The sequence below is a fragment of the Photorhabdus sp. P32 genome (assembly GCF_038085095.1).
Taxonomy (GTDB): Bacteria; Pseudomonadota; Gammaproteobacteria; order Enterobacterales; family Enterobacteriaceae; genus Photorhabdus; species Photorhabdus luminescens.
In genome coordinates, this window is record NZ_JAZGJN010000284.1 from 1 (window position 1) to 24,633 (window position 24,633).

At 41.3% G+C, this 24,633-nt stretch carries 25 protein-coding genes and 1 pseudogene; 11 read left to right on the forward strand and 15 right to left on the reverse strand.

The genetic code is table 11. The annotated features are described in order from the left end of the window. The 9 genes from V2H77_RS17105 to V2H77_RS17145 form a co-directional block, all read left to right on the forward strand. Nucleotides 1-707 (forward strand): gp53-like domain-containing protein (locus V2H77_RS17105; protein ID WP_341499761.1); only part of this gene is annotated, 707 nt, incomplete at its 5' end. Between the two features lie 264 nt (nt 708-971). After that, the gene (locus V2H77_RS17110) at nt 972-2,243 is read left to right on the forward strand and encodes a phage tail protein (protein ID WP_341499762.1); all 1,272 of its coding nucleotides are present in this window, start codon (nt 972-974) and stop codon (nt 2,241-2,243) included. 461 nt (nt 2,244-2,704) lie between these two features. Further along, nucleotides 2,705-3,538, forward strand: a complete 834-nt coding sequence (locus V2H77_RS17115) for a phage tail protein (RefSeq protein WP_341499763.1) — start codon at nt 2,705-2,707, stop codon at nt 3,536-3,538. A 56-nt stretch (nt 3,539-3,594) separates the two neighbouring features. Then, nucleotides 3,595-4,029 (forward strand): tail fiber assembly protein, encoded by a 435-nt coding sequence (locus V2H77_RS17120; protein ID WP_341499764.1) that lies wholly within the window; start codon nt 3,595-3,597, stop codon nt 4,027-4,029. Between the two features lie 430 nt (nt 4,030-4,459). Beyond that, nucleotides 4,460-5,278 carry a phage tail protein gene (locus V2H77_RS17125; RefSeq protein WP_341499765.1) on the forward strand — a complete coding sequence of 273 codons (819 nt, stop codon included), beginning with the start codon at nt 4,460-4,462 and terminating at the stop codon, nt 5,276-5,278. Between the two features lies 1 nt (nt 5,279). Beyond that, complete coding sequence (locus tag V2H77_RS17130; RefSeq protein WP_341499766.1) at nt 5,280-5,714, forward strand: tail fiber assembly protein; 435 nt, start codon at nt 5,280-5,282, stop codon at nt 5,712-5,714. Between the two features lie 334 nt (nt 5,715-6,048). Beyond that, the gene (locus V2H77_RS17135) at nt 6,049-6,876 is read left to right on the forward strand and encodes a phage tail protein (RefSeq protein WP_341499767.1); all 828 of its coding nucleotides are present in this window, start codon (nt 6,049-6,051) and stop codon (nt 6,874-6,876) included. Nucleotides 6,877-6,920: 44 nt separating this feature from the next. Then, complete coding sequence (locus tag V2H77_RS17140; RefSeq protein WP_341499768.1) at nt 6,921-7,355, forward strand: tail fiber assembly protein; 435 nt, start codon at nt 6,921-6,923, stop codon at nt 7,353-7,355. Between the two features lie 156 nt (nt 7,356-7,511). Further along, nucleotides 7,512-7,772, forward strand: a complete 261-nt coding sequence (locus V2H77_RS17145; RefSeq protein ID WP_341499769.1) for a YfhL family 4Fe-4S dicluster ferredoxin — start codon at nt 7,512-7,514, stop codon at nt 7,770-7,772. 2 nt (nt 7,773-7,774) lie between these two features. On the opposite strand, the gene acpS is transcribed toward V2H77_RS17145, so the two are convergent. The 11 genes from acpS to rpoE all read right to left on the reverse strand — a co-directional run bounded on the left by acpS (nt 7,775) and on the right by rpoE (nt 17,123). Beyond that, nucleotides 7,775-8,155 carry a holo-ACP synthase gene (gene acpS / locus V2H77_RS17150; protein ID WP_341499770.1) on the reverse strand — a complete coding sequence of 127 codons (381 nt, stop codon included), beginning with the start codon at nt 8,153-8,155 and terminating at the stop codon, nt 7,775-7,777. Next, on the reverse strand, nt 8,155-8,886 hold the full coding sequence (gene pdxJ, locus V2H77_RS17155) for a pyridoxine 5'-phosphate synthase (protein ID WP_341499771.1): 732 nt from the start codon (nt 8,884-8,886) through the stop codon (nt 8,155-8,157). Before pdxJ ends, acpS begins: the two co-directional genes overlap by 1 nt. A gap of 69 nt (nt 8,887-8,955) precedes the next feature. After that, nucleotides 8,956-9,681: a DNA repair protein RecO gene (gene recO / locus V2H77_RS17160; RefSeq protein WP_341499772.1), complete on the reverse strand. Its 726-nt coding sequence runs from the start codon at nt 9,679-9,681 to the stop codon at nt 8,956-8,958. Nucleotides 9,682-9,689: 8 nt separating this feature from the next. Then, nucleotides 9,690-10,598, reverse strand: a complete 909-nt coding sequence (gene era / locus V2H77_RS17165) for a GTPase Era (protein WP_341499773.1) — start codon at nt 10,596-10,598, stop codon at nt 9,690-9,692. Next, complete coding sequence (rnc, locus tag V2H77_RS17170) at nt 10,595-11,275, reverse strand: ribonuclease III (RefSeq protein ID WP_265378059.1); 681 nt, start codon at nt 11,273-11,275, stop codon at nt 10,595-10,597. Before rnc ends, era begins: the two co-directional genes overlap by 4 nt. A gap of 174 nt (nt 11,276-11,449) precedes the next feature. Then, the gene (gene lepB, locus V2H77_RS17175) at nt 11,450-12,430 is read right to left on the reverse strand and encodes a signal peptidase I (protein ID WP_049582192.1); all 981 of its coding nucleotides are present in this window, start codon (nt 12,428-12,430) and stop codon (nt 11,450-11,452) included. An 18-nt stretch (nt 12,431-12,448) separates the two neighbouring features. Beyond that, on the reverse strand, nt 12,449-14,245 hold the full coding sequence (lepA, locus tag V2H77_RS17180) for a translation elongation factor 4 (protein ID WP_341499774.1): 1,797 nt from the start codon (nt 14,243-14,245) through the stop codon (nt 12,449-12,451). Between the two features lie 192 nt (nt 14,246-14,437). Beyond that, the gene (gene rseC / locus V2H77_RS17185) at nt 14,438-14,902 is read right to left on the reverse strand and encodes a SoxR-reducing system protein RseC (protein ID WP_341499775.1); all 465 of its coding nucleotides are present in this window, start codon (nt 14,900-14,902) and stop codon (nt 14,438-14,440) included. Then, on the reverse strand, nt 14,902-15,858 hold the full coding sequence (gene rseB, locus V2H77_RS17190) for a sigma-E factor regulatory protein RseB (protein ID WP_341499776.1): 957 nt from the start codon (nt 15,856-15,858) through the stop codon (nt 14,902-14,904). Before rseB ends, rseC begins: the two co-directional genes overlap by 1 nt. A 5-nt stretch (nt 15,859-15,863) precedes the next feature. Then, the gene (rseA, locus tag V2H77_RS17195; RefSeq protein ID WP_341499777.1) at nt 15,864-16,514 is read right to left on the reverse strand and encodes an anti-sigma-E factor RseA; all 651 of its coding nucleotides are present in this window, start codon (nt 16,512-16,514) and stop codon (nt 15,864-15,866) included. Between the two features lie 39 nt (nt 16,515-16,553). Next, the gene (rpoE, locus tag V2H77_RS17200) at nt 16,554-17,123 is read right to left on the reverse strand and encodes an RNA polymerase sigma factor RpoE (RefSeq protein WP_341499778.1); all 570 of its coding nucleotides are present in this window, start codon (nt 17,121-17,123) and stop codon (nt 16,554-16,556) included. A 203-nt stretch (nt 17,124-17,326) separates the two neighbouring features. Here rpoE and nadB point away from each other — a divergent pair, with 203 nt between their 5' ends. Beyond that, nucleotides 17,327-18,931, forward strand: a complete 1,605-nt coding sequence (gene nadB / locus V2H77_RS17205) for an L-aspartate oxidase (RefSeq protein WP_341499779.1) — start codon at nt 17,327-17,329, stop codon at nt 18,929-18,931. Nucleotides 18,932-18,986: 55 nt separating this feature from the next. Here the strand turns inward: nadB and trmN are convergent, their stop codons facing one another. Then, on the reverse strand, nt 18,987-19,736 hold the full coding sequence (gene trmN / locus V2H77_RS17210; RefSeq protein ID WP_341499780.1) for a tRNA(1)(Val) (adenine(37)-N(6))-methyltransferase TrmN: 750 nt from the start codon (nt 19,734-19,736) through the stop codon (nt 18,987-18,989). 263 nt (nt 19,737-19,999) lie between these two features. Here trmN and srmB point away from each other — a divergent pair, with 263 nt between their 5' ends. Then, the gene (gene srmB / locus V2H77_RS17215; RefSeq protein WP_341499781.1) at nt 20,000-21,337 is read left to right on the forward strand and encodes an ATP-dependent RNA helicase SrmB; all 1,338 of its coding nucleotides are present in this window, start codon (nt 20,000-20,002) and stop codon (nt 21,335-21,337) included. 52 nt (nt 21,338-21,389) lie between these two features. Here srmB and V2H77_RS17220 read toward each other — a convergent pair. The 3 genes and pseudogenes from V2H77_RS17220 to V2H77_RS17230 all read right to left on the reverse strand — a co-directional run. Beyond that, nucleotides 21,390-21,579, reverse strand: a pseudogene (locus V2H77_RS17220) (FAD-dependent oxidoreductase); the annotation flags it as partial. 204 nt (nt 21,580-21,783) lie between these two features. Continuing rightward, nucleotides 21,784-22,998 carry an MFS transporter gene (locus tag V2H77_RS17225; protein ID WP_341499782.1) on the reverse strand — a complete coding sequence of 405 codons (1,215 nt, stop codon included), beginning with the start codon at nt 22,996-22,998 and terminating at the stop codon, nt 21,784-21,786. Nucleotides 22,999-24,030: 1,032 nt separating this feature from the next. Continuing rightward, complete coding sequence (locus V2H77_RS17230) at nt 24,031-24,618, reverse strand: ankyrin repeat domain-containing protein (RefSeq protein ID WP_341499783.1); 588 nt, start codon at nt 24,616-24,618, stop codon at nt 24,031-24,033. Between the last annotated feature and the right edge of the window lie 15 nt (nt 24,619-24,633).

Consider the following 24,633-nt stretch of genomic DNA (forward strand, 5'->3'; position numbering starts at 1 on the left):
ATGATTTTAAAGCTTTTTCTATCAATAATAATGCCAATGTAGTGAGTCAAAAAGAATATGAAAAAAGCCAGAATTTACAAACTGGATTTCCACCAGAAGACATTACCACTCACGTGTTAAATAAAGCATTACGTCAATCTTCAACAATAGCCTCCGCCGTGGCCGATTTTATCGCGACACAATCTGGCGATGATGTTCTGGATGATGGGGATATTGTTAAATTAATCGCCCAGTTAAATAAAGCATTAGAACAAAAAATTATAACTAAAATTTCCAACTCTGCATTGGAAAAAGCACAAAACGGCGCGGATATTCCTGATAAAAATGCGTTTGTGAAAAACTTAGGTTTAAATGAAGCTGCAAAACGGGAAATAGGAATTGGAGTTAATCAGGTGCCAGACATGTCGTTTTTTAATGCAAACCTGAACTCCACCGGCTGGCAAAAATTACCTTCGGGTTTAATTGAAATGTGGGGATTTATACTAGTTAACGGCTATGGTTCTATCGAGGCCGGATATTTAAATAATTTCCCAATACCCTTTCCAAACGCATGTTTAAATATTGTGTTAGCTAACGGTGGTTATAACCCCCAAGACTCAGGAATATGTTCAGTACATGTAGTAGATCGAAGTCAGTTCCGATGTTATAGAAGTCCCACTAATCATCCTACGCCTGTTGGCGCATATTTTAGGGCAATAGGATATTAATTTATAAAAATCAAGTTGTTATAATTATTTAATTAAAATAGCAAAAAACCATATATTCAACGCACTAAATAAGGAATTATTTTTACAGCAACCCAATATGTTATTTATACCCAATGGATTTCAAGATGCATCGCGACGGCAAGGGAGCGAATCCCCGGGAACATAGATAACGATGTGACCGGGGTGAGTGAGTGCAGCCAACAAAGAGGCAACTTGAAAGATGACGGGTATATAAAGTTTATCACTTAACCTAAGGAGTATAATATGAGTCCTAAAAATGATTTCAAGGCTTTTTCTATTAGTCATAATGCTAATATTATAAGCCAAGAAAAATATGAAGACAGTCAGAATTTGAAGACTGGGTTTGCACCCGATGGTATTACCACTAATATATTAAATAAGGCATTACGCCAATCATCCACAATATCCTCTGTCGTCGCTAATTTTATCGCGACACAATCTGGCAATGATGTTCTGGATGATGGCAATATAGAGAAACTCACCGCTCAATTAAATAAGGCGCTGGAGCAGAAAATAATCCCAAAGGTTCCCGATGCCTCATTAACACAGAAAGGTATTGTTCAGCTTACAGATGTGATTGGTAATAGTAATTCACTCGCTGTAACTCAAAAGCTTGTTTCTGATGTCAATGATAATGCTAACAATAGATTAGCCAAAAACCAAAATGGGGCGGATATTCCCAATAAAAATGAGTTTGTGAAAAATCTCGACTTATTGGAAACCGTCAATTTGGCGAAAAATGCTGTGCCGAATAGTAGGAAAATTAATGGTAAATCGCTGACTGGAGATATCAATTTAGGGGCTGGCGATGTGGGAGCATTTAGGCTCGGATTAACAGGAAAATATTCTGTTGATAACCAAGTCCCGTGGAATGTAGATTCAGGATCATATGACCTACTGCATCCGAAATTTAGTGATCATGTTGTGCACTTCTATAATGGCGTTGGGAGTTGTCCGGCTTTTCAATTGAAAGTGCATTACAAAAACGGCGGTATTGCTTATCGCTCGGCGCGTGATAATTATGGATTTGAAGAAGATTGGACTAGTTTTTATACAACCAAAAACAAACCTACTGTAAATGAACTTGGTTTATCAGAAACCGTAGCATTGGCAAAAAATGCGGTTCCTAATAACAGGAAAATTAATGGCAAAGTGCTGGTTGAAGACATCAATCTGGAAGCCGGAGATGTCGGGGCATATTCACGTTCAGAATCTGATAAGCGATATCAAAAGAAAGGCCCTAATCAGGGATGGCAAAAAATAGGAGCCGGTGGAGACAGCGGAAGTAGTATATTACTGAGTCAGGACATACGAGGAAGATGTATATATTTACGTACTGGTAGCCCAGGCATATTTTTACCTTTACAAATGCCTCCAATAGATAATATTTTGGTTGGTGCTGGATATGGATCAAGAGGATGGCTCGTTGTGCATTCATCAGATGGCGGATTGAGGTTATCTATAGTAAACAAAGAGGATTGTCCTGATATTACAGAAATTTATATTGCTGATTGAAATTATGGGCTGCATGGCAGCCCTTTTCCCATTTTATTTTTTAGGGAATAATTTATCCCCTTATTTGATAAAGATATTTACCTATATTTATCGAACAAACACAAAACAAATATAACAATCCAGCCAACAGAAAAAATAATATTATTTTCGTAACAGCCATTCTGACACCCTATATTTTTAATAAACCTTGTTAAAACCATTTAAAAATTCACAAAAGAGATAAGGAAAAATAACTTAAAAATGTAAAATATAAATATTTAGAATATGCTTTAGATTACAGGATGTTAAACAATTTATTACCAGCAGCGACACAGAAATAATCAATCGATTGATCAATAATGGAATCTTATTATCCTCTTTTTTGGCTAAACTATAATTGAAATTAATTTCGATAATTTAGCTAAATTATAACTCAATATGTTAATTACAGAAGAATATTATTTTATTTAAGGAAAGTATATATGAGCCCCAAGAATGATTTTAAAGCTTTTTCTACTAGTAGTAATGCTAACGTAGTGAGCCAAGAAAGATACGAAGAAAGCCTGAGTTTGTATTCTGGATTTCCCCCAGATAATGTTCCCACTCACTTATTAAATAAAGCATTACGCCAGTCATCCACAATAGCTTCTGTTGTAGCTGATTTTATTGCGATAGAATCTGGCAGTGATGTCTTGGATGATGGTAATACAACCAAACTTACTACACAATTAAATAAAGCGTTAGAAAAAAAAATTACTACAAAAATTCCCGATGCCTCATTAACACAGAAAGGTATTGTTCAGCTTGCAGATGTGGTTGGCAATAGTAATACGCTGGCTGCAACTCAAAAGCTTGTTTCCAATATAAATGATAACGCTAATAAAAGACTAGAAAAAGCGCAAAACGGCGCAGATATTCCTGATAAAAACGCGTTTGTGAAAAACTTAGGTTTAAATGAAGCCGCAAAACGGCAAGTAGGAACTGGAATTAATCAGATTCCAGATATGTCGTCTTTTAGCGCAAACTTAGTTGAGAATGGTTGGCAAAAGTTACCTTCAGGTCTAATTATAATGTGGGGAATAGCACTAGTTGCTTTCGGTGGAAGTGGACAACCTAATAGCGGATATCTTAATAACTTTCCAATACCATTTCCAAATAAATGTTTTAGTATCACATTAACTCACACTGGCTGGGACCCTGGCGCAGCAGGAATATTTGGAGCAAAAGTAGAAAACCAGAGTCAATTTCGGTGTTATAGAAGTAATACTGGTTATACTCCCGCTGTTCAGACAGCTTTTATAGCAATAGGATATTAATTAAAAAAAATTAATTTACTATGATAATTATTTAACTAAAATTGGCAAAAAAAACCATGAACGATAAAAACTATGTATTCAGTGCGTTAGATAAAGCATTTTATCCTCTATCATTACAACAAGATTATATTCAAGCAGGCTCATGGCCAAACGACCCCATATCTGTAACTAATGATATATTCCATAAATTTTCAGGAATACCGCCAGAAGGAAAAATACTTTCTTCTGGCGAAGATGGTCTTCCTTGTTGGGAAGATATCCCACCTCCAACAAAAGAGGAATTGATATCGATAGCAGAAGCCCAAAGAGCACAATTCATATCTCTTGCAAATGAGAAAATAACGCCGCTTGCAGATGCTGTCGAACTTGATATAGCGACAAATGAAGAAACACTATTGCTTAAAGAGTGGAAAACATACCGTGTGATGCTTAATCGAGTTGATACTTCAACGGCCTCTGAAATTGATTGGCCAATTCCTCCATTATCGTAATTAACAAAAAGGCCGGGAATAGGATAATACCCGGTCTTTATCATTTTATTGATTCTGGTATTTTGTATCTATTCAACATCAATAATCATTAAAATATTAAACCCATTCAGTCATACCACATATATACATACCCACCACAAATAATTAGAACAAATAGACTTAAATAATAGCAATCACCCAACCTTTTCAGACCACAAATGGAATTAATAAAAATCATTTTCAAATATCAAATGCAAACATTTCAGATTACAAATCATTAACATATCCATTACCATCAATTATATAAAAATAGTTAACCCTATAAGCTATAAGAATATTCCATTATTCTTTTTTCTAACTAAACTGTAGCTGCCGTGAATAGGGAGAAATTATTTTTATAACAATTCACTATATTGTTTATAAAATGCAATACTTAATTGGAGAAAAATATATGAGTCAAAAGAATGATTTTAAGGCTTTTTCTGTTAGTGACAATGCAAATATAGTGAAACAAGACGCATATGAAAAAGAGCAAAAATTGCAAACTGGGTTTCCAACAGGAGATATTACCGCTGAACTATTAAATAAGGCATTACGTCAGTCGTCAACCATATCCACTGCCGTCGCTAATTTTATCGCAACACAATCTGGCGAAGACGTTCTGGATAATGGGGATGTAGACAAACTCACCACTCAATTCAAGAAAGCCTTAGAACAAAAAAACACAACAGAAATTCGCGATGCCTCATTAACAGAAAAAGGAATTATTCAGCTCACAGATAAAATAGGTGACAGTAATACACTCGCTGCAACTCAGAAGCTTGTTTCTGATGTAAGTAATAATGCTCTGGCAAAAGACCAAAACGGCGCAGACATTCCTGATAAAGCTGAATTTATAAAGAACCTTGGTTTATCAGATTCAACAAATATAACGATAGGGAATGGTGAAAATCAAGTACCTAATATGTCGTTTTTCACCTCTAACCTGAATCAGGTCGGATGGCAAAAATTACCTTCGGGTTTAATTGAAATGTGGGGAATAGCATCAGTTAAAGGCAATGCTTATGCCGAACCAGGTACTTTAAATAACTTTCCAATCCCATTCCCGAATAAATGTCTCAACGTCACGTTAACTCACGTTGGTAACGCCCCTCAACATGCTGGCACATTTTCAATAATGACGGTCAATAATTCACAATTCCAATGTTTTAGCAGTATTCCATATTTACAAATTCCTGTAGCAGCATTTTATAGGGCAATAGGGTATTAATATGAACGAGAAAAACTACGTATTTAGCGCATTAAATAAAGCATTTTATCCGCTATCATTACAGCAGGATTACATTGCAGCAGACTCATGGCCAAACGATCCCATATCTGTAACTGATGACATATTCCATAAGTTCTCTGGAATACCACCAGAAGGAAAAATACTGTCCTCTGGCGAAGATAATCTTCCTTGTTGGGAAGATATTCCACCACCAACAAAAGAGGAATTGATATCTATAGCGGAATGCCAAAAAGCGCAATTTATATCTCTTGCAAATGAAAAAATAACCCCACTTTCTGATGCAGAAGAACTTGATATAGCAACAGACGAAGAAATGCTATTACTCAAAGAATGGAAAAAATACCGCGTGATGCTTAACCGGATTGATACGTCAAATGCACCAGAAATTGACTGGCCAATTACGCCATTATCGTAATTAATAGAAAGACCGGGATTCAGGAAGAACCCGGTCTTAATCATTTTATTATTGTTAATATTACATCGGTAAATATTCTGTCATCATATAAGCTATTTTACGCCAAGATTTCTCAGCTCATGCGATATTAGTAAATTATATGTCATTGGAATTTACTTTCCAGAATAAACATTTCAGCATGGAAATTATTTATCAATAAAATATATGAAAAATAATTAATCCCATAAGCTATAAAAATATTTAATTATTATCTTTTATCTCTAGACTATGAGCGATAGGAAATCATCCTTACAATAATTTTAAAAACGACCTATAGAACTTTAGGGGAATATATATGAATCTCAAGAATGATTTTAAAGCGTTTTCTGTTAGAGATGGTGCTAATGTGGTGGCTCAAAATTTATATGAAGAGCTTCCAGAATTACAGACTGGATTTCCGCCAATAGGTCTTACCACTCATGTATTAAATAAGGCATTACGTCAGTCATCAACAATATCATCTGTTGTAGCTGATTTTATTTCGGCAGAATCTGGCAGTGATGTTTTGGATGATGGTAATATAGCCAAACTCACTGCACAATTAAATAAAGCGCTAGAACAAAAAATTACAAGAAAAATTCCCGATGCCTCATTAACACAAAAAGGTGTTGTTCAACTCACAGATATCATTGGCAATAGTAATACACTGGCTGCAACACAAAAGCTTGTCTCCGATATCAATAATAATGCCAATAACAGACTGGAAAAAACGCAAAATGGCGCAGATATTCCCAATAAAAATGAGTTTGTGAAAAACTTAGGTTTAGATAAAGCTGCAAACATAAAAATAGGCAATGGAATTAATCAGATTCCAGATATGTCGTTCTTCACAGCAAACTTGGTTAAGAATGGCTGGCAAAAATTGCCTTCGGGTTTAATTATAATGTGGGGATTAGCACAAGTTTATAACCATAGCAGCCCTCAATCTGGGTATTTAAATAACTTTCCAATACCGTTTCCAAATGAATGCGTTAGCATCACGCTAACGCATCGTGGCAATGACCCTCAAGCAGCAGGTATATTCTCAGCAACGGTAGAAAATAAGAATCAGTTTCGGTGTTATAAAAATATTAATTACCATAAACTCACTACTTTTACATTTTTTATGGCAATGGGATATTAATTAAAAAATTATTTTTATTATTTAATTAAAATTGGTAGAAAATTATGAACGATAAAAACTATGTATTTAGCGCATTAAATAAAGCATTTTATCCGCTATCATTACAGCAAGATTATATTCAAGCAGGATCATGGCCAAATGATCCTATATTTATAACTGATGATATATTCCATAAATTTTCAGGAATACCGCCAGAAGGAAAAATACTGTCCTGTGGCAAAGATGCTCTTCCTTGTTGGGAAGATATTCCACCACCGACAAAAGAAGAATTGATAGCTATTGCAGAAGCCCAAAAAACGCAATTTATATCTCTTGCAAATGAAAAAATAACGCCGCTTGCTGATGCAGAAGAACTTGATATAGCAACAAACGAAGAAATGCTATTACTCAAAGAGTGGAAAAAATACCGTGTCATGCTTAACCGGGTTGATACTTCAACAGCCCCGGAAGTTGACTGGCCAATTTCCCCATTATCATAATCAGCCAAACAAGACCGGGATTCAGAAAGAACCCGGTTTTAATCATTTTATTATTGCTAATACTACAACAGCCATAAATATTTTGTTATTATTCGAGTTGTTCTTCCTCAAAAGAATGAAAAAAATATAAAATGAAAAATAAGTTAATCTATTAAAATGTCGTTATTAATCAAAAAGAGCTGTATCAATTGTGATATGTGTGAACCCGAATGTCCCAATCAGGCTATATCGATGGGAGATGAAATTTATGAGATTAATGCCGACCGTTGCACTGAATGCATCGGTCATTATGATACTCCAACCTGTCAATCAGTCTGCCCGATAAATAATACTATTATTACCGATCCAGACCGACAGGAAACAGAAGAACAACTGTGGGATAAATTTGTATTATTGCATCATGCAGATAAAATCTGAAATTAACGCTCAAGAATAACGGTTGCACAGGCATAGCGACGCTCATCGGCCAATGTCACATGCAAAGAGGTCGCTCCTAATTGCTGAGCCAACGCTGCCGCCGCGCCATAGAGCCGCAAAATCGGTTTTCCCAGTGTATCATTGACTACTTCAAACTGGTTAAATGCCAGCCCATTACGGATACCGGTTCCTAATGCCTTTGCTGCGGCCTCTTTTACCGCAAAGCGTTTAGCCAAAAAACGAACCGGTTTTTCATGTTGCTGGTATTGTTCCCATTCTAATTCACTGAGAATACGTTTTGCCAAGCGCTCGCCTGAGCGCTCGACAACCCCTTCAATACGGGCAATTTCAACAATATCTGTACCTAACCCAATAATAGCCATTAACGGCGAGCTTTCCGCATTTGGGTTTTCATATCTGCCACGGCAGCGGTCAAACCACTGAATACCGCACGTCCAATAATGGCATGACCAATATTCAACTCATAAATTTCTGGCAGAGCAGCAATACGTTGTACATTATGATATGTCAGCCCATGACCGGCATTAACCGTTAGACCTTTACTCGCTGCATAAGTCGCGGCTTCTTTAATACGATGAAATTCTTTTTCCTGTTCTACTTCATTTTCTGCATCGGCATAAGCACCTGTATGAATTTCAATGAAAGGTGCGCCAACTTCACTAGCCGCATCAATTTGTCGATGTTCCGCATCAATAAATAACGAGACAAGAATACCCGCATCAGATAAACGCTTAACCGCCGCAGCAACCTTATCTTTCTGACCAATAACATCTAAGCCCCCTTCTGTTGTCACTTCCTGCCGTTTTTCAGGCACCAAACAGCAAAATTCAGGTTTAATACGACAGGCAATCTCCACCATTTCATCTGTCACGGCCATTTCAAGATTCATCCGCGTCTGGATGGTTTTCTTCAACAGTTCTACATCCCGATCGGTAATATGACGGCGATCTTCACGTAAATGAATGGTGATACCATCTGCTCCCGCCTGTTCCGCAACAAAAGCCGCTTGAACCGGATCAGGATAATTGGTGCCGCGAGCATTGCGCACCGTCGCAATATGATCGATATTCACGCCTAATAATACTTCAGCCACATTTATCTCCTGTAGTCATATTAGAATATGACAAGTTTACACTTTCCATCTTGAAGAGAAACAAATTCATTAGTTTTCTTTCTTTTCAGGCTTCTGACATACAAATTGCCGAAATAATTCGCGACTTTTCAGAGGCTTGCCACCGAGATAAGGTTTTAATGCAATACGCGTGAAGCGCTTTGCTGCCTTTAATGTCGCAGAATCAGGAAATTCACGGGTTGCCAATGATTTTAATTCGCGCCCGGTAAAACTGTAATGATCAACAACCAAGCTAGCGATAAAGCCTTTTTCTTCTCTATAACGGTAGGTCATCGTTTCGGCTACAGGTTCGCCACTGCCCGCACAATGCAGATAATCAACGCCATAACCAAGATTTGCCAGCAACGCCAGTTCAAACCGACGTAATGCATATTCCGGGGTATATTCACTGGCAGCAAGAACCTGCAAACATTGGAGATAATCGAAGAATAAGGCGGGATAAGCCGTTCCCTGTTCAAGCACTCTTGACAGCAATTCATTGATATATAAACCGCTGTACAACACGCTGCCGGTAAGAGGAAGGGCCAGAGAGATAGGATCTGCATCACGCAGCGTTTTAATTGCTCCCCGCCCACTCCAACGAACCAGCAATGGGGTAAAGGGCTGCAAGCAGCCTTTCAAATTGGAACGACGGCTACGTGCGCCTTTTGCCAACACGCTAATTCGCCCTTCATTTTCAGTAAACAGATCCAGTAACAGACTAGTTTCACTGTAAGGGCGACCATGCAGGACAAAAACACGTTGCCAACCGTCCACAGAGATCCTTATTTCAGATCATCGACGTAGCCCAAGCTACGTAACGCCCGCTCATCATCAGCCCAACCCGCTTTAACTTTAACCCATAGTTCTAAGTGGATTTTTACATCAAACAGCCTTTCCATATCCTGACGAGCTTCAATACCAATAGTCTTGATTTTACTGCCTTTATTGCCAATAACCATTTTCTTCTGGCCTTCACGCTCAACCAGAATCAAACCGTGGATATTGTAACCACCGCGCTCATTCGCCACGAACTGCTCAATTTCAACTGTGACAGAATATGGCAATTCTTCACCAAGGAAACGCATAAGTTTTTCCCGGATAATCTCAGAAGCCATAAATCGCTGAGAACGGTCAGTAATATAATCTTCCGGGAAATGGTGAGTCGCTTTCGGGATATATCCACGCACAATTTTGGCAATCGTATCGACATTCATGCCTTTTTCAGCGCTCATCGGGACAACATCAAGAAAACTCATCTGTTTACTAAGAAAACCAATATGCGGCAACAAACTGGTTTTATCGGTTACGTTATCCACTTTATTGATAGCCAGTAAAACCGGACAACGCAGATTACGCAGCTTGTTCAGTACCATTTCGTCATCCGGGGTCCAATGAGTCCCTTCGACAACAAAAATAACTAACTCCACATCACCGATAGAACTGCTGGCTGCCCGGTTCATCAGCCGGTTAATCGCCCGTTTTTCTTCAATATGTAATCCAGGTGTATCCACATAAATAGTCTGATACGCACCTTCTGTATGGATACCCATAATACGGTGACGAGTCGTCTGTGGTTTACGGGACGTAATAGATACTTTCTGACCTAAAAGCTGATTTAGCAGCGTGGATTTCCCCACATTAGGCCGTCCAACTATTGCAACAAATCCGCAATAGGTTTCTTGTTCGCTCATTCAAGCTCCAGTTGTTTTAATGCTTGCTCAGCCGCTGCCTGTTCCGCTTTGCGGCGGCTGGAGCCTGTTCCTTTAACTGGCTGTTCAATACCGCTCACTTGACAGTGAATAGTAAATTCTTGGTCGTGAGCTTCACCACGAACCATAACAACCAGATATGACGGCAAAGGCAGATGATGCCCTTGCAAATATTCCTGTAAACGGGTTTTTGGATCTTTCTGTTTGTCGCCAGGGCTGATTTCATTCAAGCGGGTTTCGTACCATCTCAGAATAATTCTTTCAATCATCTGAATATCGCTATCAAGGAAAATCGCGCCAATCAATGCTTCAACGGTATCAGCCAGTATTGATTCACGACGGTAGCCGCCGCTTTTCAGTTCTCCCGGCCCTAAACGAAGGCATTCACCTAATTCAAATTCCCTTGCCAACTCAGCCAGTGTATTACCACGCACCAGTGTGGCGCGCATGCGGCTCATATCCCCTTCATCAACACGAGGAAAACGATGATACAACGCATTAGCAATAACAAAACTCAGAATTGAGTCACCAAGAAATTCCAGCCGCTCATTATGTTTACTGCTGGCACTACGATGAGTTAACGCTTGTATCAGCAGATCATGCTGATCAAAAGTGTACCCCAGCTTACGCTGCAATCTGTTAATTACGATGGGATTCATGTGCTACCAATATCGGTCAGAATTCGTCAAGTAAAAACGCACACGCAACAAACCTGTTCAGAAACCCTGACAAAACTGTTGCGTTTGCACTGGCTCCTCATAGGAGCCAGTCATTAAGTTTGAAAGGACATTCTACACTGCGAGTAAAATTAATGCTTCGCTAATATAAAAATATTAATTAATTCCACCAATACGGCTGAAGCGAACTCCGGTAGGCCATTCTCCTTCCTGTTTTTCAAAACTCATCCAGATGGCTGAAGCGCGACCGACCAGATTTTTCTCCGGGACAAAACCCCAGACTCGGCTATCAGCGCTATTATCACGGTTATCGCCCATCATAAAATAGTGGCCTTCGGGCACAATCCACATTCCCTCTGGCAAGCCAGGCTGACGGAAATTAGGTACCGATAGTACACCTGGAATCTCCAAAATATGGTGGGTTACCGCGTCCAGATTCTCAATCCGTTCACCCTGCCGCATACTGTAAGGCGGCAACGTTTCTTCAACAGGGATTTGGAAAACACCTACCTTTTTCAAACTTTCACCCTTGGAATCGACACCATACTGCTGCATTGTCCATTCGCTTGGGAATAGTGAACCGTAAGAAACCGGTAATTCTTCCTGACAATTCCCTGTTTTGCTGCAATTAGAAAAAATACGCAACTCTTTCTTTGCCGGATCATAAATAATTTTATCGCCCGGTAAACCAACCACCCGTTTGATGTAGTCAAAACTCGGGTCCAACGGGTATTTAAATACGGCAACATCGCCACGCTTTGGTTTGCCAGTCTTAATCAGTGTTGTTTGAGTGATGGGATCTTTCAATCCGTATGAATATTTCTCCACCAGAATGAAATCGCCAATCAATAAAGTCGGCATCATGGAACCCGATGGGATCTGAAAAGGCTCATAAACAAAGGAGCGCAGGATCAGAACCACGGCTAACACAGGAAAAATAGATGAACAAGTATCCACCCATGTCGGCTTGTTAATAGTCTCAGCCAGATGCTCCTGATCCATTGTACCTTCAGTCAACTCTTGCAATCTGGCAAGTTTTTTCTTGCGCGCTGGTGCCCATTTGAAGCGATCAATACACCAAATAATGCCGGTGACTAACGTTGCCAACGTTAGGATCAGGGCAAAAGTGTTAGCCATTTAGACTCCTTAAGCTTATTAATTGTCTTTACCAACATGAAGAATGGCTAAGAAAGCTTCCTGTGGTAACTCAACGTTACCCACTTGTTTCATTCGTTTCTTACCCTCTTTCTGTTTCTGCAATAGCTTTTTCTTACGGCTGACGTCACCACCATAACACTTCGCCAAGACGTTTTTACGCAATTGCTTCACTGTTGAGCGAGCAATAATATGATTACCAATCGCAGCCTGAATTGCGATATCGAACTGCTGACGAGGAATAAGTTCTTTCATCTTCTCCACCAGCTCCCGGCCTCGGTACTGTGCATTGCCACGGTGAGTAATCAACGCCAATGCATCAACTCGTTCACCGTTAATCAATACATCCACACGAACCATATCAGATGACTGGAAACGAGTGAAATTATAATCCAGCGAAGCATAACCGCGAGAGGTAGATTTCAATCGATCGAAGAAGTCCAAAACCACTTCTGCCATCGGTATTTCGTAAGTTAGCGCAACCTGTTTACCGTGGTAAACCATGTTGGTTTGCACACCGCGTTTCTCAACACATAATGTAATGACGTTCCCCAAGTACTCCTGAGGCAACAACATATGACACTCAGCAATGGGTTCACGCAGCTCTTCAATATTATTCAGCGGCGGTAGTTTAGAGGGACTATCCACATAGATAATTTCGCGGTTAGTTGTCTCCACTTCATAAACAACCGTCGGCGCCGTTGTAATCAGGTCGAGATCATATTCACGTTCCAAACGCTCTTGAATAATCTCCATATGCAACAGACCAAGGAAACCACAACGGAAACCGAAACCTAGCGCAGAAGAACTTTCCGGCTCATAAAATAGCGAAGCGTCATTCAGACTCAATTTACCCAATGCGTCACGGAACGCTTCATAGTCATCAGAGCTAACAGGGAACAGCCCGGCATAAACCTGTGGCTTCACTTTTTTAAAGCCCGGAAGCGGTTTTTCCGCAGGTTGACGGGACAGTGTCAAGGTATCCCCAACAGGTGCGCCAAGAATGTCTTTAATTGCACAAACTAACCAGCCCACTTCGCCACAACCTAACACGTCGCGATCAACACGCTTAGGGGTGAAAATGCCGAGGCGATCGGCGTTATATACCTGACCGGTACTCATTACCTTGATTTTATCACCCTTACGCAAGGTACCGTTTTTAATCCGCACCAGGGAGACAACACCAAGGTAATTATCAAACCATGAGTCAATGATCAGAGCCTGTAACGGCGCATCAGGATCGCCTTCCGGCGCTGGAATCTCTTTAACCAAGCGCTCAATAACGTCTTGTACACCAACACCCGTTTTGGCTGAACAGCGCACTGCATCAGTAGCATCAATACCGACAATATCTTCGATCTCTTCCGCTACGCGCTCAGGCTCCGCCGCCGGCAAATCGATTTTGTTCAGCACAGGAACAACTTCTAGATCCATATCCAACGCGGTATAACAGTTAGCCAGCGTCTGGGCTTCCACTCCCTGTCCCGCATCAACCACCAGCAATGCCCCTTCGCAGGCAGCTAGTGAACGGGAAACTTCATATGAGAAATCAACATGCCCCGGCGTATCGATAAAGTTTAATTGATAGAGTTGCCCATCATTCGCCTTGTAATCCAAGGTAACACTTTGGGCCTTAATGGTGATACCACGCTCACGCTCAAGATCCATTGAATCTAGCACTTGCTCTGCCATTTCACGATCTGTTAAGCCGCCACAAATTTGAATAATACGGTCAGATAACGTCGACTTACCGTGGTCAATGTGAGCAATAATGGAGAAATTTCGTATTTGCTTCATTATAAATATTTTTCTGCCTTGATATTTCTGAATCATTCGCCTAATGGACACACAGAGGGACATAAAGCGACAGTTTATAGGTCGGCCACCGGCCTGAAAGGCTGTATTCTACATGCCAAATCTACGAAAACCTAGTCATGCCTGCGGCTTTAAGGTACGAATTATTAGACGTTTTGGACGATTAAAATAGATTTATTCTCGATGCTGAATGTGAATAACATCAGGAGGCAAGCCGATTTGTAAAACGACAGGTTGATATTCCTGCCGATTATCCCAGTAAGCGGCGATTCTGCGGGCAAAGAAGAATCCTAACGCGCCGCCTAAAACACCACCACAAAATACCCACAATTGATTGGTTACCCATAACTGAAAAAGTGCGCCGCCAAGGAATAACCCAATAAGTGGAGTCAGATAAACCAACAACGCCGAACGTAGTAAGCTTCCTTCCGGTATCCCAACTTCTACTTTTTGCCCCGGTTGCAACGGTTGTAAAATCTCAAGTTCAAGCTGATGTATGCCATCAGGTCCTAATTTATTGAGTAAATAAGAACCACATGTTGCTCGCGCCTGACAACTGCCGCAGCCAGAAGAGGAACCATAACGCAATAACGCCCGTCCCTGTTGCCAGTGAATTACTGTTGCCCACTCTTTGACCATCAGTCAGCTCCTATAAAAGCGACGCCAGCGGCGACATGTTTGGCGGTCGCCAATGGTAATTCACCAATAATTGTTACCTCATTTGCTCCACGTATCACACTATAAATCGTTCGGGGCCCACCACGGAGAGGATATTCCAACTTGCCGGTTTTATCCGTGTTAGTCACATTCACAGAAAAGTTAAACAAGCCATCACTGAACATAATGGATTCAAGTGAGTCACTATTTGGCAATTTACGACGGTTACGCGAAACCTCAACGAAACCAGCCGGCAATTTACCTACTTTCCAATTAAATACAACTTTCTCTGACGGTGGAATGACCAACATTGGCGGCATATTCAAACGCGTAATCACACTCATTGCATCAGTGATATCCCCACCGATGGTGGAAGAAACAACCCTAAATTGCTCAAGCGCCTCACTATCACGATCAAGTAAATCAATACGTAATGGTAAATGAGTTTCTTCGTCGATCAGTAAAATATAATTATAACGCACTTCATCTTTGGAAGTGATGCGTACAACCCGACAAGGTCTATCACCGATGTGAGTACGGCCAGCATCAATGAAATTGTAGTATTTCTTTAACTGATTGAAGTCAGCAAAAATGACGGCGGGTAAATAATCAATAATATGATTACCGCTAAGGCTGAAAGCATCCAAGCCAGGTTCAAAGTAACTGATCTCATTACCACGCTGGACAATCTCCCTACGAGAACCATCCATCTGCATAATCTGAGCAATTGGAATATCATTGATAACGGCGTGGCGATAACGAACGGAGACGATAGATTGCTGGTTGAGATTAATAAAAGCAAGCTCGTAAGTCAGAGACTGAGTAGCATTACCCATCTCCTGCAACAAAACCTCAGCGCTGCTAAGCTGCGCCGAGGCTTGTAAAGGAGCAAACAAACAACCCGCCAGCAAACAGACGGAAAACCAAATATGTTTCATTACTGCTATTGCGTTCCTAAAGATTGCGTTCCGGGAACCGGAATCGCAACCTGTGGTGGCATTCCCCGTTCGTCATTTTGCTTAAAATGCACACGGCGATCGAGTTCATATTGTTGCAGCATGATGTTAATACGTTTATTACGTTCCTGCATTTGAATGCGCTGATCATTGCCAAATACATCATCACCGGAAGGCACTCCCAAACTCACTGGAGAAGCCGATCCCATCATTGGCAAGGTATTAAATGCGGGCGTATCAGATTGATATTCAAGATCCTCAGCACTATGACTGTTGTACTGCTGTACACCAACCAATACTGCCAGCGAAACACAAGCTGCAACACTCACTTGAACCATCTGACTCGCCCAAGGGCGAAGTTTTTGCCAGAATGGCATTTTTCGCCAGCTCTTTGGTTGAGGCTGAGATTCAGGAATAGCCCCAAGCGTGGAATGAACCGGCTCTTTTTCAAGCGCCAATGCAACCCGACTAGCAATATCCAGATGCAATACTTCTGTCACATCACCGCGCAATGTGTCACGGATCAAGTGGTAATTTTCCCAGCGTTTCTGCATTACAGAATCTTTAGACAAAATACTAACGACTTCACTATCAAGAGTTTCGCCATCCATCAACGCGGAAAGTTTTTCTCTTTGCATGCCAAAGTACCCTTCAGTATTGTTCCACTATTTTTAATTTTAAATCAGTGGTTGAATGTTATCATCAATGGCTTCCCTTGCACGGAAGATACGGGAACGAACCGTGCCTACCGGACAACCCATAATGGTAGCTATTTCTTCATAGCTTAACCCATCTAATTCCCTCAGCGTTATTGCTATTCGCAAATCTTCGGGAAGAGATTCAATGGTACGGAAAACCACCTGCCTCAATTCTTCTGACAACATTAAATTCTCAGGGTTCGAAATTTCTTTTAATGCACTCGAAATTTCATAATTTTCTGCGTCACTGGCATCCAAATCACTGGATGGAGGACGGCGCCCTTGAGCGGTCAGATAATTCTTCGCAGTATTTACTGCTATACGATACAACCAAGTATAAAAAGCACTATCGCCACGAAACGAAGCCAATGCCCGATAGGCTTTAATAAATGCTTCCTGAGCAACGTCAGGAACATCACCCTGCGGAATATAGCGGGATAAAAGACTCGCCACTTTATGCTGATATCTGACTACCAGTAGGTTAAACGCCTGTTGGTCACCTTTCTGCACTCGCTCGACCAGCATTTGATCCGTTAACTGCTCGCTCATCCGAGGTTTAATCTCCCGAAGCAAAGCTCCACATTGATATTTACTGAACCAACCATGATGTCCTATTCCTGAGCAAGCATGGCTTTGAGTAATAAAATTCTGCGAAGTTCAATTTTTGTCATCATTTTATTGCAATCATAGCTTTGATCATATCTGATAGGCTAACATGATTTTTACCCATCTTCATTCATACATCATCAATTATGCAATCATTATTCTCTCAACATTACAGCGATGTACTTATTATTGGCAGCGGCGTCGCCGGCCTATCTCTGGCTTTACGGCTCGCCTCGCAGTATCAAGTCACGGTATTAAGTAAGAGTATTCTTAGCGAGGGCGCATCCTATTATGCACAGGGTGGTATCGCCGCTGTTTTTGATAAAACAGACAGTATCGAGTCCCATGCCGAAGATACCCTTATCGCCGGCGCAGGGCTTTGCGATAAAAACGCTGTTGAGTTTATCACCAGCAATGCCCGTCATTGCGTGCAATGGTTGATTGATCAAGGTGTCATGTTTGATACAGAAACCAGCGAAGATGGAGAAAAACAATATCATCTGACCCGTGAAGGCGGTCACAGCCATCGCCGTATTCTGCATCATGCGGATACAACCGGTAAAGAAGTAGAAACCACGCTGGTTGATAAAGCGATATCCCATCCGAATATCACAGTGAGAGAACGCTGCAATGTGGTGGATTTAATTACGTCGAATAAAGCCCGGTTAGATGGCGATAACCGAGTCGTCGGCGCTTATATCTGGAACCGTCAGCAAGAACAGGTGGAAACTTATCGCGCTAAGGTCGTGGTGCTGGCAACAGGCGGGGCAGCTAAAGTTTATCAATATACGACAAATCCCGATATCTCATCCGGTGATGGCATCGCAATGGCATGGCGCGCAGGCTGCCGTATCGCTAATCTGGAATTTAACCAGTTTCACCCAACCTGCCTGTTTCATCCACAGGCGCGCAATTTCCTGTTGACGGAAGCCCTGCGAGGCGAAGGCGCATATCTGAAACGACCCGATGGTAGCCGTTTTATGCTTGATTTCGATGAACGTGCTGAACTAGCGCCTCGAGATATCGTAGCACGAGCGATTGACCATGAAATGAAACGCCTTGGTGCTGACTGCATGTTTCTGGATATCAGCCATAAACCAGCGGATTTCATTATCCAGCACTTTCCGATGATTTATGAAAAATTGCTGACACTAGGCTTTGATCTAACGAAAGAGCCGATTCCCATCGTTCCTGCCGCGCATTACACCTGTGGTGGTATTATTGTCGATCATCAGGGGCATACTGACCTCAACAACTTATATGCTATCGGTGAAGTTAGCTATACAGGTCTGCACGGCGCAAACCGTATGGCATCTAATTCTCTGCTGGAGTGTCTGGTGTATGGCTGGTCTGCTGCGGAAAATATCCAACAACAGATCGAAACAATAGAAGAAGTACCGCAACTCCCCTTCTGGGATGAAAGCCGGGTTGACAATTCAGATGAACAGGTCGTCATTCAGCACAACTGGCACGAATTACGTCTATTTATGTGGGATTACGTCGGTATTGTGCGCACAACCAAACGTCTGGAACGAGCGCTGCGCCGCATTAATATGCTACAACAAGAGATTCACGATTATTATTCCAATTTTAGGATTTCCAACAATCTGCTGGAATTACGCAATCTGGTGCAAGTGGCTGAATTAATCGTGCGTTGTGCGCTAGAACGGAAAGAGAGCCGAGGTCTGCATTTCACACTGGATTATCCCGATTTACTGCCAGAATCAAAACCAACGATTTTGACACCCTGATTTTTGCTGGCAAAACTTCTGCATGACCACGCTCCGGCGTGGTTCTCTTAATAACTCAATAATAAAGATAGAAATCCGTCACCAATTGCTGAAATTCTTGCGTATATGCACCATCTGGCTGACGAATAGTCAATTCACTGATTAAGCCAGTTTTTTCCTGACGGGAAAATGCCAATAACATCCGATGCAACGGCTTGCCTTGCCTGTCGCGGATATTGACCCGATGATGGGAAAACCACCCCAAATGACATGCCATTATTTCAAATGCCTCGCCAATGGCATATGGCAATACCACACAAAACAGGCCATCCGGCGTAATCAACGTCTCGGCGTATTGTAATAACCGCTGGTGAGTCAGAGACCCCGTATAACGAGCCTGTTCCCTTGCCTCATTTCGACAAGCAACAGCCGGTTCAAAATAGGGTGGATTACTGACAATTAAGTCATAACATTGTGAATACTGCTCAGCGAAATCACCAATATCCTGCTGATAAACATCTATTTTTTTCTGCCACGGAGATTGCTCTGCATTATCTTGCGCCTGCAATGCGGCTTCTGTATCCAGCTCCACTGCATCAATTTTGGTATTTTCATCCGTTCGCTGTGCTAGCATCAACGCAATGAGCCCGCTGCCACAGCCAATATCTAAAATCGTTTTTTTGTCACTCACTGGCGCCCATGCTCCCAATAAAACGCCATCAGTTCCGACTTTCATCGCACACCGATCATGACCAACAAAAAATTGCTTGAAAGTAAATCCATCACGGCGTAAAGGTCGTTCCTGTTTCAAATTAATAACCTGCATCTATTTAGCACAAAAAATTTCGCCATAGGATAAGGGTTATTATGTTTCGGTAAAAGCTATACCCTATGGATTTCAAGGTGCATCGCGACGGCAAAGGAGCGAATCCCCGGGAGCATAGATAACGATGTGACCGGGGTGAGTGAGTGCAGCCAACAAAGAGGCAACTTGAAAGATAACGGGTATATCTACCTTAATTGACTGCTTTAATAGATGAACAATACGCCCAACCTGTTTATAATCGGCGGCCTAAACAGAGGTATATAATGACTGCAACAAACTTTTCTGAACTTGAGCTTGATGAACGCCTGCTTGACGCCCTGAATGATAAAGGTTACTCCCGCCCAACAGCAATTCAGGCTGCGGCTATTCCAGCAGCAATGGACGGGCGTGATGTACTAGGATCAGCGCCTACCGGTACCGGCAAAACCGCAGCTTACCTGCTGCCCGCTATGCAACACTTATTAGATTTTCCACGCAAAAAATCTGGGCCGCCACGCATTCTGATCCTGACGCCTACCCGTGAACTGGCTATGCAAGTGGCAGATCAGGCAAAAGAATTCGCTGCGCATACCAATTTGGATATCGCAACCATTACTGGCGGCGTAGCCTATATGAACCACGCAGAAATTTTCAGCGAAAATCAAGATATTGTCGTCGCCACTACAGGCCGTCTGCTGCAATATATCAAGGAAGAAAACTTTGATTGCCGGGCAGTTGAAACACTGATCCTTGATGAAGCCGATCGTATGCTGGATATGGGTTTTGCCAACGATATTGAAACCATAGCGGGTGAAACCCGTTGGCGTAAGCAGACCATGCTGTTCTCTGCGACGTTGGAAGGGGAAGCCATTCGTGATTTTGCTGAACGCTTACTGGAAGATCCAGTTGAGATTGATGCTGAACCATCACGCCGTGAACGCAAAAAAATCCAGCAATTTTACTACCGTGCAGATGATTTTGCACACAAAACAGCCCTGCTTTGCCATTTACTAAAACAACCCGATGTCACTAAATCCATTATTTTTGTTCGCAAACGTGAACGTGTACACGAACTTGTGGATGAATTGCATCAAGCCGGCATTAAAGCCCGGTTCCTTGAAGGGGAAATGGTACAAGCGAAGAGAACAGAAGCGGTTAAACGCCTGAATGATGGCAGTATCACTGTTCTGGTTGCAACGGATGTTGCTGCCCGTGGATTAGATATTGATGATATCAGCCATGTTTTTAATTTCGATTTACCGCGCACTGCCGATGTTTATCTACACCGTATTGGCCGAACAGCTCGTGCAGGTCGCAAAGGTACTGCAATTACCTTAGTGGAAGCGCATGATCATCCTTTATTAGGCAAAATCAGTCGCTATCTGAATGAGCCACTAAAGTCGCGGATGGTTGATGAACTTCGCCCAACAACCAAAACACCAAGTGACAAAGCCCGCAATAAGCCTTCGAAAAAAGTATTGGCTAAACGCAAAGAGAAAAAGAAAGCGGAAGAATCAAAGAAAAAAGTCAAAATACGTCATCGAGATAGCAAAAATATCGGTAAACGCCGTAAACCTTCTGGTAATGGAAAACCAGAAACCCCAGCCAGTAGCGATGCGTAAATCTTTAAACGGGCCGGTTGGCCCGTTAATTATATATAGCTTGGTTTCCTTATTTTACTAAACGTGCTTTTAAACTTCCGGGAGAATAATAAATACCGGAGTGGACAACATTACTATTATGTCCACTTTGATGGGCAGCTACTCTATTTTCTTTATCTAATATTAATAAATGTAATTGTGGATTACGTTCTTGTAACACCAAGGCCAACCAATCCCGCTCCAATAATGATAACGTCGTACATTTTTAATTCTTCCTTATTTATACCTAAATAATATATGGACGCCGACAAAAATTAATTGTGACATCCATTTTTCTAATCTTGAAACCTCTTCACCAAGCACAAAATAACCAGTTGTCAAAACATTTTGCCATTGCTTGAAAATTAGTTCGGACAAATCGATAGCCTGCTCTTGAATATTATTACATTTAATCATGTTATTGCCTTTTAAATTTTTCGAGTGACAGCAGCAAGTGCGATGGCAGTGATTCCAATAACACTGACAATTGCAGTCAATGTTAGTGTTTCAGAATATCCCACCATTGCACCGATGATTCCTGCTCCAAGATAAATGAATGGGTGCGCGCCACTGGTAACAAAAGTATCTACCGCTACAACTTTTCCAAGGTCTTTTTCCGGAGAGAGGGTTTGCATAGCAATGGCCCAACCAGTAAGCCAAGATGCTTCAACAATCCCAACAAACATTGCCCCCAGAATGACCATCCAAGCAAAGCCCCCCATACCCAATAAAAGCATTGCACTACAGAGAAATAAACCACAGATTACGGCAAGTCGTATTAGACGTTGGTGACCAGCAGTCAGTACTGTAATAACAGATCCAATACATGCACCAGCTCCCGAAGCTGCCAGACAAAACCCCCACATCGTATCGCTGAATCGATCACTGATTGCGTATGGAGCGATGACTAAGAAAATAGGGAAACACAACACATTCAGGATCAATGTCGCGATAAATCCGAGTAACAATACAGAGTTACCGGTAATGACTGTGATACCGTTCAATACCTCACGTATAGAGAATTTATCATCGGAACCACGAATCCCTATATCGGGTATCAGGGCAGTAAAAAGAGCTGCTGCGAAAAACGTAATACCATCAACCAATATTCCCCATGCTGGTTCCCACAATATGATCATAACTCCTACTGTGGCAGGAAATACTACTGCCACAAAGTTATCTATAAAATTCATGGCTCCATTTCCTGCCACTAAGGCTTGCTTAGGTAGCAAGTTTACAAGCAGAACTTGAGCGCATGGACGAGAGACGCCAATTCCAATACCAAATATTAAATAGGCAAGTACTAATCCCCACCACGGAGCGTTTAACACAAGTAACATAGTTGCAGCAACTTGCGCCAACCCTCTGGCAGTATCTGTCGCAATGAGAATGTGTTTTGGTGACTTTCTGTCTGCTAGCAGACCTCCAGCGACAGCCCCAATGACCGTCCCTAATCCTACCGCAGCCATGACGACACCAAAAACCTCCCCACTAAGTTTGGCATGAATCAACGCAACAGGAAGGGCAGCTAAACAGACTGCATCACCAATCATTGACAAGCCTTGACCAATAAGCAATTTCCGGAATGATGAGGAGCGTAATGCCTCGGAATAAGGCGATGCTCGTTCAGCGAATGAAGTCATTTGTTTCTCCGCAAATATAGATACGTCCATCTGGACAACAATATCGGTAAACGCCGTAAACCTTCTGGTAATCCAAAATCGTAAGCCCCAGCCAATAGCGATGCGTAAATCTTTAAACGGGCTAGTTGGCCCGTTAATTATAATATGTAGTTTCACATAGTAAGATTATTCTATGAGTAAATAGGCTCTCAGAAAATGTTTTTTTATTTCTTTAAATAATTCATCCGGTATTTTGCTATCCCATTTTTTTCAGTCGATTATTTAATCAATTTATGACGAGATTTATCTCCCATCCCGATTAGAAACCTTTATTAAAATCTGCCCCTCTTGGAAAGTATTGCCTAATTAGCCAGTTTATATTCTCATTTACCCTTTTTCCCAGAGGCATAGGGATTAGAGAAGTGAATATCTGTATTTAATTTTTTGCTAATAATTTCGTGACACACAAACTCTAAACCGTTATTAAAGGCCATTTTTTTGATAGGTATAAAACCTTAACTATATCCGTTATCTTTCAAGTTGCCTCTTTGTTGGCTGCAATGACGTAAAGCCTCCCTTTATGTTTCTTCAAATAACTAACCCTGTTAACTATCCTGATCGAGAGAACAGAGAGTACCCCCAAACCAAGAATACTATTGGTAATAAGAAAAGGCGATCAATTCGCATTTCACGATCATTCAAGGCACTAATCCCGCGCCTGATGAGAAAAGCAAAAAGAATCCAGACCTATATTGGGGTATCTTTAATAATGGTGGTCAGTGACATGTTATTTTCCTTTCATATTTTGTGAGTAAGAAGACTATACTGTAGAAATAGTTTTTTGCTTGTTCCTGTAATGATTTCTTATCACGCCATTAATAACGAAGACGCTCATCCAGACAAGCTTATTATGTGAATCTACCTATAATATTCATAAAATGCGATAAAAACATGGTGATTTGTGAGTTGCCCCTAATGCTCCAACCCACAATTACTGATTTAATTCATTGACCTTTGAATGAAAAATAATGGGCCAAATAGCCCGTTTTTATCTTATTTCAAATAATATCGGCTAACTTGCTGAGCTTTCAGCCAATGATTGACTTTTTCATATTCCGCTTGCATCTCACTGCTCCGCGCTTTTAGCGGTGTGAGATTGAGATACATCTGGAACGTTGATTGTTGCTTGTTTTGCAATTTAGGATCAGCGCCTGACTTCAACAATATCAGCACCAGTTCTGGCGAATTAATTTTGGCTGCAATATGTAACGGAGTATCCCCAATCCGATTAGCCTGATTAGGATTAGCGCCAGCGACCAACAATAATTCAACCTGCATTTTTCTCCCTACCTGAACCGCAACATGTAAAGGTGTCGCTAAGGTTACAGGATGCATAATATTTACATCAGGCGAGACTGATAATAAAGATTTGAGATAATCAGGGCTGCCAATTTTCGCAGCCGTATGTAAAACACTTTCTTGTTGTAAACCAGGTTGAGTAGGATCAGCGCCCTCTTTCAGCAAATTATTAATATCATCCATTCGCTGATTGAATATAGCCCATTGTAACGGAGTTATATTTTCTTCACTCCGCTGACAATCCAGTTCCGATTCAGGCTCAATTACTTCGCCAATTTTCATCGTGCCTCTCTTTAA